Raw genomic sequence first — 18,054 nt, forward strand, 5'->3', positions numbered from 1 at the left:
CAGCGCAGGCTACCCGTTGAGGAAGTCGGAGACCCGCCCGCGCAGGTCGGCGCGTTCCGTCCACAGCACACCGGGGCGCGCGTACCGGTGCAGGGTCGCCCCGGGCAGCGCGGCGGCGAGTTGCTCGGCCACCTCCACCGGGTGCAGGTCGTCGCCCTCGGCGGCGATGACCAGCGCCGGTGCGGTCACCCTCGCGAGCGCCCCGGCGTCGGGCAGCGGCGCCTGCCCCGGCAGGTCGGCCAGTCCGGCGGCGAGCCCGTCGCGCAGCAGATGGTCCAGCCGCTGCCGCAGGTAGGCCCACCCGGCCGGGGTGTTGCGTACGGCGGGCGGCAGCTCGGCCGAGACGGCCTCGGCCACCGCCGAGGCGTCCCCGCTCTCCACCGCCGACAGCAGCTCGGTCAGCCGTGCCTGGGCGACCGGCCCCCGCGGCCGGTCGAGTGCGGCGGGCAGGAAGAAGACGAGCCGCTCGAAACGCTGCGGGCTCTCGACGAGCAGGCGGCACAGCGCACCCGCGCCGAGGCTGGCCCCGAAGGCGCGCGTCGCACCACTGAGATCGGCGATCGCGCGCAGGTCACGGGCGAGATCCAGGTAGCTCCACGGTCCCTCGGGCGCGTCGGAGCGGCCGTGGCCACGGAACTGGAAGAAGACCCTTCGCCCGGTGACACCGCTGCCGAAGGGCCGGGTGGTGGCGATGCCGTTGGCCAACCCGTGCGCGAAGACGGTGACCGGATCGCCTACGCCGGTGATCAGCCGCTCCAGGCGTACGCCGTGCGGGGTGGCGATCAGTTCGGTCTCCGGCTCGGGCAATGGCGGCCGGCCGGTGCGCGGCGCACCCGGGCCCGGGCCCCAGGTCCGTGGTCCGCCGTCCGGCGGGGGTGGCCAGCGGAAGGCCCTCACCACGACCCTCTGTTGTCGCCCAGGTCGCGCAGCCCGACCCGGACGTCCAGCAGATAGATCAGCGCCGCGGCGACACCGATCAGCCCGAAGATGCTGATCGTGGTGCGGGTGAGCAGGGTCAGCAGGAGAGTGACCGCGAGGATCGCGATCCAGCCCCCCTTCGGCAGGGTGCCGATGGCGGGGAAGGCGTCGGAGCGCTGCGTGATGGCGTGCACGAGGGCCAGCCCCTGCACGATCAGCGCGAAGACGAACAGGATCAGCTCGATCACGAAGCGGACGTCGAAGACGAAGATCGGCGCGGCGTTGGCCATGCCGGCAAGCTTATGCCGGCGACCCCGGATCCGTGGCGGCAGGACGGTCACGGGGGTCGCCGGCAGTTGACTCACTGGCTCCGCTTGGTGCCCCGGGGCAGCTTCGCCGACGGGGTGCCGGTCCGCTTGGCGGCGGGCTGGCGGGTGGTCGACTTCGCCCGGGTGGTCTTCTTCGCGGCGGCCGGCTTGGCCTCCGCGATCTCGGCCACCTCGGCCGGGCTCGGCGCCGTGACCGCCTTGGCGGCGGTGGTCGGCTCGGGGGTCACGGCGGGCTCAGCCGGCTCGACGGCGGGCTCCACCGTGGCCTCGGTCGCCTCGATGTCGGCGTTCACCGTGTCGGCGGCCTCCAGCACGCCGGTGCCGACGACCCGCTCACCGCGCGCGACCAGCGCGCCGTACGCGGCCAGCGCCCGCTCCTGCGCGGCGTGGGCACCGGCGACGACCACCGCGGCGTTACGGGTCGCCACTTCGCGCAGCCGGTCCAGGTCCGCCGCCTCACGGAGCCGGTTGAGGTCGGCGGCCTCGCGGAGCTTGTGGAGATCCGCCGCCTCGCGCAGCTTGTCGAGATCGGCGGCCTCGCGCAGCTTCGCCAGGTCGGCGCGCTCGCGCAGCCGGTTCAGGTCGGCCGCCGGGGCGGCCTTCTGCCGCAGCGACTCGGCGGTCTGGTTGGCGTTGCGCAGCGTGTCGCTGGCCCTCTGGCGCAGCTCGAACCCGGTGACGACGGCCTTGCCGCCGAGATCGTTGACGACCTTGCCGCCATCGGCGACGACCCGGTCGCGCAGCTCACCGACCACGGCGGGCAGCTTGCGCAGCTGCTGGAGGGCGAGTTCCCCGGCGCCGGCAGCGGCGTAGATCGGGGCGGGGATGCGATTGGTCTTCGGCTGGGTCATGACTGCTTCTCCTCTTCGACCGCGGTCGCGGTCTTGCGGACCACCTTGCGGGCGGCCTTCCGGGCAGGGGCGCGGGTCGGCGCGGGGGCCGCACCCGCCTCGGTCACGGCGACCGACTCGAGGACGGCCTCGGTCGGGGTGCCCGCTGCGGTGGTGGGTCCAGTCGCGGCCAGATTGGCCACGTCGGGCGCGGTGACGTCGTTCACGTCGGGCGTACCGGTGGCGAGGTTCTCACCGCCGGCGTCCTCGCTCGCGGCGCCGCCCGCCGCTGCCGTCGCCTCGGCCAACCGGGTGTTCTCGCGGCGGAACGTCTCGTAGATCTGGGTAAGGGACTGTTTCTGGGCCATCGTCAGGTCTGCGTCGACCGCGATGGCGGCCAGCACGCCCTGGCCCTCCTTGTCGTCGAGCAGCCCGGCCCGCAGATACATCGCGGGAGTGGAGACCCGCAGCGCGCTGGCAAGCTGCTGGAGCACCTCGGCGCTCGGCCGGCGCAGGCCGCGCTCGATCTGGCTGAGATAGGGATTGCTGACCCCGGCCTGCTCGGCCAGCTGCCGGAGCGAAATCTTCGCGTTCCGCCGCAGGTCACGAATGAACCCGCCGACGTCGGGAAGGTCCTTGGGACTGGCCATGACTCCACGCTAGTTCGCTCTGCTAGCAACTGCAAGCAAATCGCTTGCCGGAGTTAGCAAGGTCTCACCGGCCCGGTTGCGTGCCACTCATCCCGGGCCGTACGGTCCAGCGGTGACCAAGATCGAAGTAAATGGCGCCCTGCTGGCGTACGACGAGGCCGGCAGCGGATCCCCGGTCGTCCTGCTGCACGCCGGCATCGCCGACCGCCGCATGTGGCGCGAACAGATCGCCCCGCTCGCCGCCCGGCACCGGGTGATCGCCGTCGACCTGCGCGGCTACGGCGACTCCGAGCTGCCGCCCACCGCCTTCGCCCACCACGACGACGTGGCCGGCCTGCTCGACGCGCTCGGCCTGGCCCACGCCGCCCTGGTCGGCTGCTCCTTCGGCGGAGCGGTGGCGATCGACACCGCGCTCGCCCACCCCGATCGGGTGCGCGCGCTCGCCCTGCTCGGCACCGCGGTGTCCGGTCACGAATGGTCGGAGCAGACCAACGAGCTGTGGGAGAACCTGGTCGGCGACGTCGACCCGGAGGACTTCGCCGCGACGGCCGCGGGTGAGGTGCGGTTCTGGGTGGTCGGCCCGGAACGCGAGCCCACCGACGTCGACCCGGAGCTGGTCGCCTTCGCCACCGAGATGGACGAACGCGCGCTCGCCGCCGAGTTGGCACTCAGCGCCGTGGACGTGGCCGAACTCGACCCGCCGGCCATCGGGCGACTGGCCGAGCTGACCATGCCCGTACTGGTCGCGGCCGGGGCGGCGGACGTGCCCGACATCCGCCACCTGGCCGATCGCATCGCGGCCGAGGCTCCGCAGGCGGTGCGCCTACCCGACGTACCGAACGCCGCCCACCTACTCCCCCTCGAACGCCCCACCCAGATCAACACCCCCCTCCTAACCTTCCTCCCCTAAACCACCCCAACACCCCAACACCCCGACCACCCCGTCGATCTTGCACTTTCGGTCGCCCATATGCGCCTTTTGGCGCGCTTTGCGGGGGCGGAAAGTGCAAGATCGACGAGATCCGGGGTGGGGTGGGTGGTTACCAGAGGGGGCGGGTGGCGCCGACGGGGAGGCCGCCGCCGAAGATCGGCACCTCGGCGAATTCCGCAAGCACCGGTGCGTCGACGCCGAGCCGGCGCAGCGCCGAGACCAGGACCGGCATCCGAGCGCGGCCGGCGCCGTCGTCGATCTTCAGGGCCACCGCGCCCACGCCCGGCAGCGCCGCGGCGATGACACCCTCGGCACCGATCTTCGCCAGCAGCCCGGGTACGCCACGCATCAGTCGGGTGTCGTCCGCCTGCGTACCGCCGACCACCTCGGGGTGGGCGCGCATCGCGTCGGCCACCATCCCCGCCCTGGTGTCACCTTCGGCGGCGACCAACCGCAGGAACGCCGCGGCAAGTCCGGTCAACGACGCGGACAGCACCGGGGCGCCGCAGCCGTCCACACCGACGGCCACCGCTTCCTCGCCGGTGAACTCCTCCACCGTGTCGCGCAGCGACCGCTGGAGCGGGTGGTCGGCACGCCAGTAGCCGTCCAGCGGCCAACCGGCGGACTGGCAGGTCAGCAGCATGCCGGCGTGCTTGCCGGAGCAGTTCATCTGGATCCGGTTCGGGCCACCGCCGGCCCGCAGCACCGCCGCCCGTGCCTGCTCGCCGACCGGCAGCTCCGGCGGGCAGTGCAGGGCGTCCTCGTCGAGCCCGGCACCGGCGAGCAGCGCGGCGACCCGGGCCAGATGGAACTCCTCCCCCGCGTGGCTGGCCGCGACGAGGGCCAGGTCGGCGGGGTCGGTCAGCGGCAGCCCCGCGCGGAGCATCCCGACCGCCTGCATCGGCTTGTTCGACGAGCGGGGGAAGATCGGAGAGGTCACGTCACCCGTGGCGGCCAGCACCGCACCGGTGGTGTCGAGCACCACCACCGAACCACGGTGCACGCCCTCCACGAAGCCGGACCGGACCACCTCAGCGAGCGGTACGCCGCCCTCGTACGTCTTTCCCACGACGTGGACGGTACCGAGGCAGCCGGTCGCACTCACGCCGGGGTGAGCAGGGAGTCCACCTGCGGGTGTAAAGAATGCGCGGCGACTCGCGCCTTACAGCCCGAGCAACTCGCGGGCCTCGGCGGTGCTCAGCGGCGGGCGCTGGGCGAGCTGGGCGAAGCCGACCGCCCGCGCGACCAGCTGCATGTTCGACTCCACCGGGCGACCCTTGGCGTACGTCACCGTGTCCTCCATGCCGACGCGCAGGTGACCGCCGGCCGAGAGCGCGGCGAGCAGCACCGGAATCGTGGTGCGTCCGATGCCGGTCGCCGCGAAGGTGGTGCCCTCCGGCAGATCCCGCAGCATCTGTTGGGCCGCGACGAGCGTCGCCGTGGTGCCGGGCATGCCTCCGGGCACGCCCATCACGAAGTCGACGTGGACGTGGCCGCCGTGCGGCAGGCCGTACTGTCCCAGCAGACGCTGGAGTGCGCTCAGGTGACCGAGGTCGAAGATCTCGTACTCCGGCACGATGCCCCGCGCCTGCATCCGGATGTGCAGGTCGACGACGAACTCCCAGCGGTTGAGGAAGACGTCGGCACCGAAGTTGACCGTACCCATCGTGCAGGAGGCCATGTCCGGCCCCGCGTCCAGCACGGCGAGCCGGTGTGCCTCCGGGTCGGTGACCGCGCCGCCGGTGGAGAGCTGCACGATCAGATCGGTGCTCTCCCGCAGCGCCGCCACGGTGGCGCGGAGCCGCCCGGGGTCGAGGGTCGGTCGCCCCTCGTCGTCCCGGATGTGCACGTGGATCACGGAAGCGCCCAGCGCCTCGCACTCCTTGGCCGTGAGCACCAGCTCGTCGAGGGTCACCGGCAGCGCCGGCACCTCCACCTTGGCCGACTCCGCGCCGGTGGGGGCAACCGTGATCAACGTCCCTGTCGTCATGCCGGCCTTCCTCAGGAGGGGTCGATGGCGGCGGCGCTGTCGCCGACGCGGAGCGGGGCGTCGTCGGGCAGCGAACGCTTGACGACCGCGAGCGCGATCTGACCCAGTTCGTAGTGCTGCACGGCGGTACCGACGAAGCCGACCGTCCGGCCGTCCAGGCTGACCGGGATGCCGGCCGCCGGCAGCTGGTCGGTGGTCACCCCGTCGAGATGCAACAGGACCAGCCGGCGGGGCGGGCGACCCATGTTGTGCACCCGGGCGACTGTCTCCTGCCCCCGGTAGCAGCCCTTGTCCAGGTGCACCGCCGGGGCGATCAGGTTCACCTCGGCGGGGATCGTCCGGTGGTCGGTGTCGACACCGACCCGGGCCCGCCGGGCGGCCACCCGGATCGCCTCGTACGCCCAGAGCCCGACCGCGGGCACCCCGTTGCCGCGCAGCTGCGTGACCACCTGGTCCATCGCGGCCCGGGGCACCAGCAGGTCCACCCCCAGCGGCCCGCGCCGGGCCCAGCCGCCCACCGGCAGCGGCCGCACGTCGTAGCGCGCGGTCGGACGGGACGGCAGCTCGCCCGAGCGGAACTTCGGGCCGGGCAGCTCCACCACGTCCGGCGGGGCGAGGGCCGGCACGTCGAGCACGGCCACCGCCTCGACCGCCCCCGGCCCGACCAGCGACAGCAGCGCGTGCTCGGCGGTGACGTCGCGGGGGTCGACCTGGCTGAAGAACCGCATCTTCTCCAGGTAGGTCAGCAGGCCCTCGGTCGCGTCCGGGTCGGTGTCCAGCCAGGTGGTGTCGCCGTCCTCGGCGACCATGGCGTGCTGTTCGACGTGGCCGTGCGGCGAGAGCACCAGCAGCTCGGTGCCCTGCCACGGGCCCAGGTCGGCCAGGTGCTGGGTGGTGAGGGTGTGCAGCCAGGAGATCCGCTCCGCACCCGGCACCGCGACGACACCCCGGTGCGAGCGGTCCACCAGACCGACCTCGGTGTCCAACTGGCGCTGCTCGCGCATCGGGTCGCCGTAGTGTGCGGCCACACCGCGCACCCCCGCCGCGGCGTGGACGGTGGTCGGCTGGTCCCGGCTGGCCTCGTCGATGCGCTCCACGGCCACCGCACCCGCGATGTCGATCATTCCTGCACCCCGTTCCCGCAACGTTCACACACGCCGAAGAAGGAGACGTGGCCGATGTCCACCCGGAAGCCCCGCTCGGCCGCCAACTGGTCGGACAGCGGGCGCAGGAGCTCCGGATCCATCTCGTCGATCGCGCCGCACTCCCGGCAGACCAGGTGTACGTGCTGGTCCTCACCGGCGGCGTGATAGGTCGGCGACCCGTGCGAGAGGTGGGTGTGGGTGACCAGGCCGAGCCGCTCCAGCAGCTCCAGCGTGCGGTAGATGGTGGTGATGTTGACCCCGGCCGCGACCTCGCGTACCGCGGTGTGCACCTGCTCCGGGGTGGCGTGCCCCAGATCCAGCACCGCCTGAAGGATCAGCTGTCGCTGCGCCGTCAACCGCAGGCCACGGGCGCGGAGCAGCTCCGCCAGGGAGGATTCGGACACCCCCCGATCATAGTTCGGACTTCCGCCGTGTCTCCCGGCGCGATCGGCACCCCACTATGCTCGGCCCCCATGGTGGCGTCGCGGATCGGCGTGCTGGGCCGGGGACGGCTGCCGGCCGGTGAGCCGGTGCTGCGCGGCGACGACCTCGGCGTGCTGCGCGGCGACGGCCTGTTCGAGACCATGCACCTGCGCGACGGACGGCCCTGGCTGCGCCAGGAGCACCTGGCCCGGCTGCGGGCCGGCGCGGCGGCGGTGGACCTGACGCTGCCGGCGGACGCGGCGCTGGTCGAGCTGCTGGACGAGGTCGCCGCCGGCTGGCCGGCCGAGGTGGAGGGCGCGCTGCGACTGGTCTGCACCCGGGGGCCGGAGAGCGGCGGCGCACCCACCGTCTACGCCACCCTGTCGGAGGTCGCCGCGGCGGCCCGGCAGGCGCGGGAGGGCGGCGTGAGCGTGGCCACCCTATCCCTGGGCGTGCCCGCCGAGGCCCGGCCGGAGCTGGACTGGCTCCCCGTGGGGATCAAGTCCACGTCCTACGGGGCGAGCAGCGCGGCCCGGCGCTGGGCGGCCCGGGCCGGCGTCGACGACGTGCTCTGGATCTCCTCCGACGGGTACGCGCTGGAGGGACCGACCGCCAACGTCGTCTGGCTGGCCGGGGAGACGCTGTGCACGGTGCCGGCCCGGCGCACCGGCATCCTGCCCGGCACCACCGTCGGGTGGCTGCTCGCCCACGCCAGCGAGATCGGCTGCGACGCCGCCGAACACATGGTCACCCCGGCCGGGCTACGCGCCGCCGACGGCGTCTGGCTCACCTCGTCCGTACGCGGTCTGGTGGCGGTGCACACCCTCGACGGCGAGCCGCTGCCCCGCAGCCCGCGGACCCGCGCGCTGCAGGAACTGCTCGGCTTTCCGCTGCCCTGAACCGACCGCCGGGCCGGCAACCGGCTACCGGGCCGGCGCCGAGCCGGTCGGGGGACGGGACAGACGCTCAGCCGGCGACCCGCACGAGGCGGGCGGAGAGGTGCGGGGAGAGTGGCTGGCCGACGGCGGCCATGTCCTGCGCGTAGAGCAGGGCGCCCTCGACGATGCCGAAGAGGCGGTGGCCGGCGGTGACCTCCTTGGCGGTGGCGGTACGCACCACCGCGTCGGTCACGAACTCGATCTGGGTGCCCTTGCGCCGGCCGATGTGCAGCTCCATCACCCCGGTGAAGACGGTGAGCAGCGCCTCCAGCTCGTCGGTGACCCGGTCACCGTCCATCACCGGCCGCCACCAGCCGACCTCCCGGCCCGCCGGACGCACCGGGCGGCTCTGCTCGTCGAGGAGCCACGCCCGCGACTCGTAGTGCAGGAACGGCCGCCCGTCGTGGCTGATCCGGATCTCCTGGGCGAAGTCGAAGTCGTCGATGGTGGGAAACCCGCCCCGACCCCGGCCCCGCCACACGCCGACGTACGGCAGCAGACCGTCCAGCGCGGGGTGCAGCTTCGGCCCGACCCGCAGGTCGTGACTCTCCTCGAAGGGGTACGCCTCGACCGGCGGCGCGTTCAGCCACGGCGGCGGTGCCAGCGGGTTGTCGTCACTCACCATGCCACCCTCGCTCTGCTCACCACTTGCCTCTCAGGATGCGGACGGCCAGGTAGACCAGGCCACCGGCGAGCGCGCCCAGACCGGCGACCAGCAGGCTGACGAACCCGATCTCGGTGACCATCCGGACCATCCTATGCTGGGCGGCATGGCCCGCACTCTCGTCGTCAAGGCCACCGCCGGTGCCGACGCGCCGGAACGATGCGCCCAGGCGTTCACCGTGGCGGCCACCGCGGCCGCCGCCGGGGTGGACGTCTCGCTCTGGCTGACCGGCGAGTCGACCTGGTTCGCCCTGCCCGGCCGGGCACAGGATTTCGTGCTGCCGCACTCGGCCCCGCTGGCCGAATTGCTGCACGTGATCCTCAGCACCGGCACGGTGACCGCCTGCACCCAGTGCGCCGCGCGGCGGGACATCGACTCCGGCGACGTGATCCCCGGCGTACGGATCGCCGGGGCGGCGGTCTTCGTCGAGGAGACGATGGCCGAGGGCGCGCAGGCGCTCGTCTACTGAGTCCTTCGGTGATGCCCGGAAGAGCGGCGGAACCGGGGCCCGGCAGAGCGGCGGAACCGGCCCGGCAAGTCGGGCCAATGCCTACGATTCGGGTGTGACCGAGGCGACCCAGCAGTTCTTCGCGACCTTGCCGGCTCGCGCCCCAGAGGTGCTGCGCGTCCCGGTTGCGGGAACGCTGCGGATCGACCTGTCCGACGGCCAGCGAACCGAGCACTGGCTGGTCCGGATGCGGCCGGGTGTGGCCGAGGTCGACCAGGGCGTGGAGCAGGGCGACGGGATCTGGTACTGCGGCGTGAACCTGTTCGACCGGCTGGTCACCGGGCGGGCGCAGGCGGTCGCCGCGGTCTTCCGCAACGAGAGCACCTTCCTCGGAAACGTGATGCTGTTCCTGGTCTTCCGGCGCTTCTTCCCGCCCCCGCCCGGCACCCGGGATCCGCGCGAGGTCGCCCGCGAGCACGCCAGGTGGACGCGGTGAAAGAACTGGTCAGCATCCTGGACGGCAACACCTTCCTGGTCAGCGACCGCCGTGGGGATATCGAGCCGTCGCTGGACTTCCCCACCGGCCTCTTCTGCTTCGACACCCGGTTCCTCTCCACCTGGCTGCTGCTGATCGACGGCGAACGGCTGCACACGCTCTCCATGGACGACGCCGAGTCCCACTGGACGCGCTACTTCCTGGTTCCTGGCGAGCCCAACCACTTCCTGGACGTGAAGGTCTCGGTGATCAGGAGTCGGACCATCGGCGGCAACCTGTCGGAGGAGCTGACCGTGCTCAACCACTCCGGGCAGGAGATGGCGTTCACCGTCCGGATGGAGATGGCCGCGGACTTCGCGGACATCTTCGAGATCAAGGACACCCGCGGGAAGCAGGGCCACAACACCGCGGCGCCCGGCGAGGACACGCTGCGGCTGGCCTACCGTCGGGACGCCTTCCACCGCGAGACGACGATCCACAGCAGCTCAGCCGCCCAGGTCGACCGGCGCGGGATGACCTTTCCGGTCCGGATCGGGCCGCACGGCGAGTGGACCACCCGGCTGACGGTCACCACCGTGATCTACGGTGCCCGTGGCCAGGACATCCGCTCCCTGCTGCCGTTCGCGGGCAGCCGGAGCCCGGCGGCCATCGAGGCGGAACACGCCGAGTTCGTCGCCCAGGCGCCGAAGCTGACCTGCGACTGCCAACCGCTGGCCGGGGCGTACCGGCGCAGCCTCGCCGACCTGGCCGCGCTGCGGTACGAGTCGATCGCCCTCGGCGTACGCCTGATGGCCGCCGGGCTGCCCTGGTTCATGACGCTGTTCGGTCGGGACAGCATCATCACCTCGCTCCAGGTGCTGCCGTTCGTGCCGGAACTGATCCCGCCGACGTTGACGATGCTGGCCGGGCTGCAGGGTCACCGGTTGGACGACTTCCGCGACGAGGAGCCGGGCAAGATCCTGCACGAGCTGCGCTACGGCGAGACCGCCGGCTTCGAGGAGCAGCCCCACTCGCCCTACTACGGCGCGGCCGACTCGACCGCCCTGTTCGTGATCCTGCTCGACGAGTACGAGCGGTGGACCGGCGACGTCGAGCTGGTCAAGCGGCTGGAGGCCCCCGCACGGGCCGCGTTGACCTGGATCGACACCTACGGTGACCTGCTCGGCACCGGGTACGTCTGGTACCAGACCCGCAACCCGAAGGTCGGCCTGGAGAACCAGTGCTGGAAGGACTCGTGGGACGCGATCTGCTACTCCGACGGCCGGCTGCCGAGCTTTCCCCGGGCCACCTGCGAGTTGCAGGGGTACGCCTACGACGCCAAGCTGCGCGGCGCCCGACTGGCCCGGCTGTGCTGGAACGACCCGCAGTACGCCGACCGGCTGGAACGGGAGGCCGCCGAGCTGAAGGAGCGGTTCAACCGGGACTTCTGGCTGCCGGACAAGGAGTACTACGCGCTCGCCCTGGACTCCGACGGCAGCCCGGTGGACGCCCTCACCTCCAACATCGGGCACCTGCTCTGGAGCGGCATCGTCGACGAGTCCCGGGCCCGGCGGGTCGCCGACCACCTGCTCGGCCCCCGGCTCTTCTCCGGCTGGGGCGTCCGTACGCTCGCCGACGACCAGGGGCGTTACAACCCGATCGGCTACCACGTCGGCACGGTCTGGCCGTTCGACAACTCGATCATCGCCTGGGGGCTGTGGAAGTACGGCTTCCGGGACGAGGCGGGGCAGATCTGCAACTCGATCCTGGGGGCCTCCCGCTACTTCGACGGCCGGCTGCCGGAGGCCTTCGCCGGCTACGAGCGCGACCTCACCGAGTACCCGGTGCAGTACCCGACCGCGTGCAGCCCGCAGGCCTGGTCGGCGGGGACGCCGATGTTGCTGCTCCGGGTGATGCTCGGCCTCGAACCGAAGGGCGAGCACCTGATCATCGACCCGTACGTGCCGTCCGGGATGGGTCGGGTGGAACTGGTGGACATCCCCGGCAGGTGGGGCCGGGTGGACGCGCTGGGTCGCAGCCGCGACGAGGGCTAGCACCGGCAGGCGCGACGCGCGGGCAGGAACGAGCGCGGGCAGGAGCGACGCGGGCAGCTCAGCCGGGGCAGCCGGTGGTCACGGAGAGCACGATCCGGTCCGGTTGGAGATCGGCCAGCACCGCCACGCCGTCGCGCCAGTAGGCGTACACCTCGGGGGTCTCCACCACCTGCGCGCCCGCCAGCGGCGCGAGCGCGGCCGGCGGCGACGTGCCCACCTGGCCGGTGGCGGACCGGATGGTCCGGGCCACGCCACCGCCGGGGCAGGGTGCGGTCACCAGCGCCTCGGGCTCACCGGCGGGGCTGCCCAGGGCGCGCAACGCCTCGGCCAGCCGGTCGGCCTCCGGACCGGCGGCAACGGCGCCGGCACCGGCACCGGCATAGCCGTCGCCGAGCGGGCGGCACCCGGTGTCGACGGTGAACCGGAGCCGGCCGTCCGCGACCGGCCGTCCGATCACGATGACGAACTCGCCCGCGTCGGCGCGCAGCCGTGGACCGTCGGGGGTGAGCCGCACGCCGGCCCGCCACCGTGCGGGCAGCCGGTCGGAGATCTGCTCCAGCAGGGCGCGTTCCTCGCCCACCGGCGCGGCCAGCTCGACCGCGCGCCGCAGGGTCGCCCCGTGGGCGAGCGGGCTGATCCGGCAGCCCCGGTCGACCTCGGGCGGGGCCAGCGCCGGCACGCCGCCACCGGCCGCCGCGACCAGTTCGCCGACCGCGCCGTCCACCACCGGCCCGGCCTGCGTCAGGGTGCGTTGCTCGCGGACGGTCGGCGGGTCCTGCCGCGACGAGACCCAGGTGAGGCCGGCGAGCAGCACCGCCCAGACCACCGTCGCCGCGATCAACCAGCGCGGCCACCGGGAGCCGGAGACCGGTGGTCGGGGATCTGTGGGCGGGGGGTACCCGGTGTGGACCGCGCTGCTCACCCGGTCATGGTGTCACGACTGGTGCGACGCCCCCGCCGGGGCGCCCGTCGTCCGCCTCCGGTGGCGCGGTCAGGCGGTAGCCGACGCCGCGTACGGTCTGCACCTGCGGGCCGTCGGCCAGTGCCCGCAGCTTGCGGCGTAGCCGCTTGACCGCCGAGTGCAGGATCGCCGTGTCGCCGAGGTAGGCACCGCCCCAGACGGAGGCGAACAGCCGCTCGTAGCTCCACAGCGTGATCGGCGGACTGGCCAACCGGGCGAGCAGCTCCCGCTCGGTACGCGTCAACCCCAGCGGCGTGCCCCGCCAGGTGACCAGGTGCTCGGCCCGGTCCACCACCAGATCCCGCCAACCGGCCGGTCGGCCGGCCGGGCGCTCCGACCGCTCCTCGTCGGCACCACCGTCCGGGACACCGGCCTCTGCCGGCGGGGCCGGGAACATCGCCCGCAGCTGGGCGAGGTCGGTGCAGATCACCACCGGCCCGACACCGTCGAGCCGCTGCACCACCCGCTGCCGGACCCGGGCATCGGAGCTGACGCAGACCAGGATCGGGATCTCTCCACCGGACACGATGCCTCCCCGAGCGCACACTGACCTGCGACGTTCCATCCATCGCCAGTGACAGTCACCGATGACGCCCGGCCTCAGCCTAACGGTCAGGATCGCGCCTCGTCACTGACCGAGTACTGACCGACGGCGCTCATTGATCACCGACTGCCGGGGCAAGAGCATGACTCTCAGCGGGCGGAGGCACCACCACCGGCCACCCACATCGCCCCGACCGCTCCGCGACGCCGCGTGCCGGCGCGCGGACTGCGGGCCCCGAACGGATCGGGACCGACGACGTGGGGGAGGAACATTGTTCACACGACCATCCACCCGGTCGGCACGATGGCGGGCGGTGGCGGTGCTGACCGCCGGCGTCCTACTCGTCACCGGTCAACCCGCGCTCGCCGCGCCGGCCCAACAGCGGGCATCGCACCGGGCCGCCGTCGACCCGGTGCTGCTCGACCGGCTCGGCACCACGTCGACCGCGCCGTTCCTGGTCTACCTGACCGAGACCGCGCCGCTGGCGCAGGCCAGCAAGCTGCGCGACCCCGGCGCCCGGACCCAGGAGGTGCACCGCCTGCTCACCGGCACCGCCGAGCGCACCCAGCAGGCCCTGCGCACGCTGCTCGACGAGCGGAAGGTGCCACACACCGCGTACTGGATCGCCAACGCGGTGCGGGTCGAGGGCGACCGGGCGCTGCTCGACGAGATCGCCAGCCGGCCCGAGGTGGCCCGGATCGCGCCGAGCCGCAGCTACCCCCTGATCCGGCCCACCGAGACCGACACCGCGCGGGCCCGCACCGCCGCCGTCGAATGGGGACTCAGCAACATCGGCGCACCCCAGGTGTGGGACGAGTTCGGCGACCGCGGCGAGGGCGTCGTGGTGGCCAACATCGACAGCGGCGTGCGGTACGACCACCCGGCCCTGGTCGCCTCCTACCGGGGCAACCTCGGTGAGGGCTTCGACCACGCGTACAACTGGTTCGACCCGGCCGGTGTCTGCACCGGCACCGCCCCCTGCGACAACAACGACCACGGCACCCACACCATGGGCACGATGGTCGGCGACGACGGCGCCGGCAACCAGATCGGCGTCGCACCGGGGGCGAAGTGGATCGCCGCCAAGGGCTGCGAGTCGAACACCTGCTCCGACGCCTCCCTGCTCGCCGCCGGCCAGTGGGTGCTCGCCCCCACCGACGCCAACGGTCAGAACCCCCGGCCGGAGCTGCGACCCGACATCGTCAACAACTCCTGGGGCGGCGACGGTGGCGACCCCTGGTACCAGCAGACCGTCACCGCGTGGCGGGCCGCCGGCATGTTCCCGGTCTTCTCGGCCGGCAACGACGGCCCGGCCTGCGGCAGCGCCGGCTCGCCGGGCGACTACGCCAACGCGTACGCGGTCGGCGCGTACGACGTGAACAACAACATCGCCAGCTTCTCCGGCCGCGGCTCCGGCACCGACCGGCTGAAGCCGAACATCGCCGCGCCCGGCAGCAGCGTCCGCTCCAGTGTCCGCAACGGTGGGTACGCCTCGTTCAGCGGCACCTCGATGGCCGCCCCGCACGTGGCCGGCACCGTGGCGCTGGTGTGGGCGGCGGCGCCGGGCCTGCGCGGGGACGTGGCCGCCACCGAGGAGTTGCTGGACCGCACGGCCCGCGACGTCGACGCCACCACCTGCGGCGGCACCCCGGCCGACAACAACGTCTTCGGCGAGGGCCGGCTCGACGCGTACGCGGCGGTGCGGGACGCTCCCCGGGGCCCGGTGGGCCGGGTCACCGGCGTGGTCACCGACTCCGGTGACGACGACCCGGTGGCCGGTGCGACCGTCACCGACGGGACGCGCAGCACCACCACCGGCGCCGACGGGCGGTACTCGCTGAGCGTACCGGCCGGCGAGACCACCCTGACGGCGAGCGCCTACGGCTACACCGGCCAGTCGGCGACCGTCACGGTGCCCGAAGGTGGTGCCGTCACCCGGGACTTCGCCCTGGTGGCCACGTCGACGGTCACGGTGAGCGGGAAGGTCACCGACGGCTCCGGCCACGGCTGGCCGTTGTACGCCAAGATCGAGGTGGCGGGCCGGCCCGGTGACCCGGTCTTCACCGACCCGGTCACCGGCCGGTACTCCTTCACCGTGGCCGGCGGCACCTCGTACCGGCTGACCGTCACCGCCCGGTATCCGGGCTACCGCACCGTCACCCGGGACGTGCCGGTGGGCGGCGATGCCATCACGGTCAACGTGGCCGTACCCGTCGACCAGGCCTGCGGTGCCCCCGGCTACAGCGGCCGGCTCGGCACGCCGTTGCTGACCGAGAGCTTCGACGGAACGAGCGCGCCGGCGGGCTGGACGGTGACCAACCGCACCGACTCCGGCGGCTGGGTCTTCAACGACCCCCGCTCCCGGGGCAACCTCACCGGCGGCACCGGCGGGTTCGCCATCATCGACAGCGACGCCCTCGGCTCCGGCAACACGCAGGACACCGACCTGACCGCCCCGCCGGTGGACCTGACCGGCGTGACCGCGCCGGTGCTGCGCTTCCGCAGCGACTGGCGGGCGGTCGGGGTCACCGACACCGCCGACATCGACGTCTCCACCGACGCCGGCGCCACCTGGACGAACGTCTGGCACCAGACGTCCAGCCGGCGCGGCCCCCGGGTCGAGGAGGTGCCGCTGACCCCGGCGGCGGAGGCCGCGTCCGCGCTGGTCCGCTTCCGCTTCAAGGGCACCTTCGCCTGGTGGTGGCAGGTGGACGACGTGGAGGTGGTCAACCGCGAGTGCTCGCCGCTGCCCGGCGGACTGGTGGTCGGCACCACCACCGACCGCAACACCGGCGCCCCGCTCAACGGGGTGACGGTGGTCAGCGACGACCGGCCCGAGGACCGGGCGGTGTCGGCGGCCACCCCGGAGGACCCGGCCGAGCCGGACGGCTTCTACTGGCTCTTCTCCGGGCTCATCGGCACCCACCCGTTCACCGCCAGCCGGGCGCCCTACCAGCCGGTCACGAAGAACGTCGCGGTGACCGCCGACCGGGTCAAGCGGGCCAACTTCGCCCTCGGCGCCGGCCGGCTGACCGTCAGCCCGACGACGATCGAGTCGCACCAGCCGTACGGCAGCACCCGCACCACCCGCGTGACGGTACGCAACACCGGCACCGCGCCGGCCACCGTGGACCTGCTGGAGCGCTCCGGCCAGTTCGACCTCCTCAAGCAGGGCGGCGCACCGCTGCACGAGCAGAAGATGAAGGGGATCAGCAAGGAGCACACCGGCACCGCGTACGGCGGGGCGGCAGGCGGGGCACCGTTCACGCCCGCCGCCGACGAGGCATGGAGCGAGATCGCCCGGCTGCCGGCCGCGATCTACGACAACGCCGCCGCCTGGCTGGACGGGAAGATCTACTCGGTCGGCGGTGGCGGCAACACCGGCACCGAGCGTCGGGCATGGGTGTACGACCCGGACACCGACGCCTGGACGGCCCTGCCCGACCTGCCGACGGTGCGTGCCAAGCCGGCCGCGGCGGCGATCGGCGGCAAGCTCTACGTGATCGGCGGCTGGGGAAGCAGCGGCACCAACAACACGGTCGACGTCTTCGACCCGGCCGTCGGCACCTGGAGCACCCTGCCCGGAGCGACCAACCCGGCACCGGCCGCGGCGGCCGGCACAGCCGTGCTCGGCGGGAAGGTCTACCTGGTGGGCGGCTGCGCCGACACCTCCTGCACCGACACCGACCGGCTCGTGGTGTTCGACCCGGCAACGGGCGCATTCAGCACCGGGGCCGCCTACCCGCACCCGGTGTCGTGGCTGGCCTGCGGCGGGATCGGTGCGGCGGTCTACTGCGCCGGCGGCGTGGGCAGCACCGAATACACCGATGCGTACCGCTACGACCCGGCGGCCGACAGCTGGAGTCCACTGCCGGCGCTGCCGCTGGACCTGTGGGGCTCGCAGTACGCGGCGGCCGGTGGGCTGCTCGTGCTGGCCGGGGGCGTGACCGCCGGATCGACGACGGTCACCAACCGTACCGTCGGGTTCGACCCGGTCGCCCTTGAGTGGCGTGACCTGCCCAACGTCCGGTTCGGCCGGTACCGGGGCGGCGCCGCCTGCGGCGCGTACAAGATCGGTGGCTCGCCCAGTTCCTTCGTGGGCAGCGCGGACAGCGAGCGGCTCGGTGGTCTGGAACTCTGCGCGGCCGAGGCGGACCTGCCCTGGCTGGAGGGTTCCCCGACCACCTTCACCCTCGCCCCGGGCGCGTCGCGGACGGTGACGGTCACGCTCACCGCCACGGCCGACGCGGGGGTCGCCCAACCGGGCCGGTACGCGGGCGAACTCGCCTTCGCCTCGGACACCCCCTATCCGATCGCTCCGGTATCGGTGGAGATGAACGTGTCCCCGCCCGCCAACTGGGGCAAGATCCAGGGCACCGTCACCGGCACCACCTGCGGCGGCGTGACGGTCGGCATACCGGCGACCGTCCGGGTGAACCTGATATCGGCCGGCACCGGCACCACGCTGACGGCCGACGCCAACGGTCGCTACGCCTGGTGGCTGCCGAGAGGCCGCTACGAGGTGATCGTAGCCAAGGACGGCTGGGTGCCGCAGGTGCAGCGCCACCAGGTCGAGGCGGGCATCGTCGGCACGCTCGACGTGGCCCTGGACCCGGCCTCCACCTGCACCCGGGCAACCGGCATCTGATCCCGCCCGCACCACGGTGGCCGCCGGTCCGAGCTGGACCGGCGGCCACCGCCCGTTTCCGCACCGTCCGACCCGGAGACGGATCGTGGCCCGGGCCCTCGGGTGT

18 protein-coding genes are annotated in these 18,054 nt (G+C 73.2%); 6 read left to right on the plus strand and 12 right to left on the minus strand.

Features of this window, described 5'->3' with window-relative positions:
* Positions 1–9 precede the first annotated feature (9 nt).
* The 4 genes from O7615_RS09900 to O7615_RS09915 form a co-directional block, all read right to left on the minus strand.
* Entirely contained in the window at positions 10–897 is an 888-nt protein-coding gene (locus tag O7615_RS09900; RefSeq protein ID WP_278182039.1) for an alpha/beta hydrolase, read from the minus strand.
* Positions 894–1,208 carry a DUF2516 family protein gene (locus O7615_RS09905; protein WP_278177097.1) on the minus strand — a complete coding sequence of 105 codons (315 nt, stop codon included), beginning with the start codon at positions 1,206–1,208 and terminating at the stop codon, positions 894–896. Before O7615_RS09905 ends, O7615_RS09900 begins: the two co-directional genes overlap by 4 nt.
* A 71-nt stretch (positions 1,209–1,279) precedes the next feature.
* The gene (locus tag O7615_RS09910; RefSeq protein ID WP_278177098.1) at positions 1,280–2,098 is read right to left on the minus strand and encodes a hypothetical protein; all 819 of its coding nucleotides are present in this window, start codon (positions 2,096–2,098) and stop codon (positions 1,280–1,282) included.
* Entirely contained in the window at positions 2,095–2,727 is a 633-nt protein-coding gene (locus O7615_RS09915) for a helix-turn-helix transcriptional regulator (RefSeq protein ID WP_278177100.1), read from the minus strand. Before O7615_RS09915 ends, O7615_RS09910 begins: the two co-directional genes overlap by 4 nt.
* A gap of 112 nt (positions 2,728–2,839) precedes the next feature.
* Here O7615_RS09915 and O7615_RS09920 point away from each other — a divergent pair, with 112 nt between their 5' ends.
* Positions 2,840–3,637: an alpha/beta hydrolase gene (locus tag O7615_RS09920; RefSeq protein ID WP_278177101.1), complete on the plus strand. Its 798-nt coding sequence runs from the start codon at positions 2,840–2,842 to the stop codon at positions 3,635–3,637.
* 130 nt (positions 3,638–3,767) lie between these two features.
* Here the strand turns inward: O7615_RS09920 and O7615_RS09925 are convergent, their stop codons facing one another.
* The 4 genes from O7615_RS09925 to O7615_RS09940 all read right to left on the minus strand — a co-directional run bounded on the left by O7615_RS09925 (position 3,768) and on the right by O7615_RS09940 (position 7,197).
* Complete coding sequence (locus O7615_RS09925) at positions 3,768–4,727, minus strand: asparaginase (RefSeq protein ID WP_278177103.1); 960 nt, start codon at positions 4,725–4,727, stop codon at positions 3,768–3,770.
* Between the two features lie 93 nt (positions 4,728–4,820).
* Positions 4,821–5,648 carry a 3-keto-5-aminohexanoate cleavage protein gene (locus O7615_RS09930; RefSeq protein ID WP_278177104.1) on the minus strand — a complete coding sequence of 276 codons (828 nt, stop codon included), beginning with the start codon at positions 5,646–5,648 and terminating at the stop codon, positions 4,821–4,823.
* 11 nt (positions 5,649–5,659) lie between these two features.
* On the minus strand, positions 5,660–6,772 hold the full coding sequence (locus O7615_RS09935) for a folate-binding protein (RefSeq protein WP_278177105.1): 1,113 nt from the start codon (positions 6,770–6,772) through the stop codon (positions 5,660–5,662).
* The gene (locus O7615_RS09940) at positions 6,769–7,197 is read right to left on the minus strand and encodes a Fur family transcriptional regulator (RefSeq protein WP_278177107.1); all 429 of its coding nucleotides are present in this window, start codon (positions 7,195–7,197) and stop codon (positions 6,769–6,771) included. Before O7615_RS09940 ends, O7615_RS09935 begins: the two co-directional genes overlap by 4 nt.
* A gap of 69 nt (positions 7,198–7,266) precedes the next feature.
* Here O7615_RS09940 and O7615_RS09945 point away from each other — a divergent pair, with 69 nt between their 5' ends.
* The gene (locus O7615_RS09945) at positions 7,267–8,115 is read left to right on the plus strand and encodes an aminotransferase class IV (protein WP_278177109.1); all 849 of its coding nucleotides are present in this window, start codon (positions 7,267–7,269) and stop codon (positions 8,113–8,115) included.
* A gap of 67 nt (positions 8,116–8,182) precedes the next feature.
* Here O7615_RS09945 and O7615_RS09950 read toward each other — a convergent pair whose 3' ends face one another.
* Together O7615_RS09950 and mtfM are read right to left on the minus strand one after the other, a co-directional pair.
* Complete coding sequence (locus O7615_RS09950; RefSeq protein WP_278177111.1) at positions 8,183–8,776, minus strand: FABP family protein; 594 nt, start codon at positions 8,774–8,776, stop codon at positions 8,183–8,185.
* A gap of 19 nt (positions 8,777–8,795) precedes the next feature.
* Complete coding sequence (gene mtfM / locus O7615_RS09955; protein ID WP_278177113.1) at positions 8,796–8,900, minus strand: small membrane protein MtfM; 105 nt, start codon at positions 8,898–8,900, stop codon at positions 8,796–8,798.
* Positions 8,901–8,912: 12 nt separating this feature from the next.
* Here mtfM and O7615_RS09960 point away from each other — a divergent pair, with 12 nt between their 5' ends.
* From O7615_RS09960 to O7615_RS09970, 3 genes are all read left to right on the plus strand, one after another.
* Entirely contained in the window at positions 8,913–9,287 is a 375-nt protein-coding gene (locus O7615_RS09960; protein WP_278177115.1) for a DsrE family protein, read from the plus strand.
* Positions 9,288–9,381: 94 nt separating this feature from the next.
* Positions 9,382–9,762: a hypothetical protein gene (locus O7615_RS09965; RefSeq protein WP_278177117.1), complete on the plus strand. Its 381-nt coding sequence runs from the start codon at positions 9,382–9,384 to the stop codon at positions 9,760–9,762.
* Positions 9,759–11,795, plus strand: coding sequence for a glycogen debranching N-terminal domain-containing protein (locus O7615_RS09970; protein ID WP_278177119.1), 2,037 nt, complete (start codon positions 9,759–9,761; stop codon positions 11,793–11,795). Before O7615_RS09965 ends, O7615_RS09970 begins: the two co-directional genes overlap by 4 nt.
* Before the next feature lie 58 nt (positions 11,796–11,853).
* Here O7615_RS09970 and O7615_RS09975 read toward each other — a convergent pair whose 3' ends face one another.
* Positions 11,854–12,717: a hypothetical protein gene (locus tag O7615_RS09975; protein ID WP_278177120.1), complete on the minus strand. Its 864-nt coding sequence runs from the start codon at positions 12,715–12,717 to the stop codon at positions 11,854–11,856.
* A 4-nt stretch (positions 12,718–12,721) separates the two neighbouring features.
* Positions 12,722–13,282, minus strand: a complete 561-nt coding sequence (locus O7615_RS09980; protein ID WP_278177121.1) for a winged helix-turn-helix domain-containing protein — start codon at positions 13,280–13,282, stop codon at positions 12,722–12,724.
* Positions 13,283–13,613: 331 nt separating this feature from the next.
* Here O7615_RS09980 and O7615_RS09985 point away from each other — a divergent pair, with 331 nt between their 5' ends.
* Positions 13,614–17,948, plus strand: a complete 4,335-nt coding sequence (locus O7615_RS09985) for a S8 family serine peptidase (protein ID WP_278177122.1) — start codon at positions 13,614–13,616, stop codon at positions 17,946–17,948.
* The last annotated feature ends 106 nt before the right edge of the window (positions 17,949–18,054 follow it).

Origin of the sequence: Micromonospora sp. WMMD1082, from assembly GCF_029626175.1 — a bacterium.
In the GTDB taxonomy this organism is placed as follows: Bacteria; Actinomycetota; Actinomycetes; order Mycobacteriales; family Micromonosporaceae; genus Micromonospora.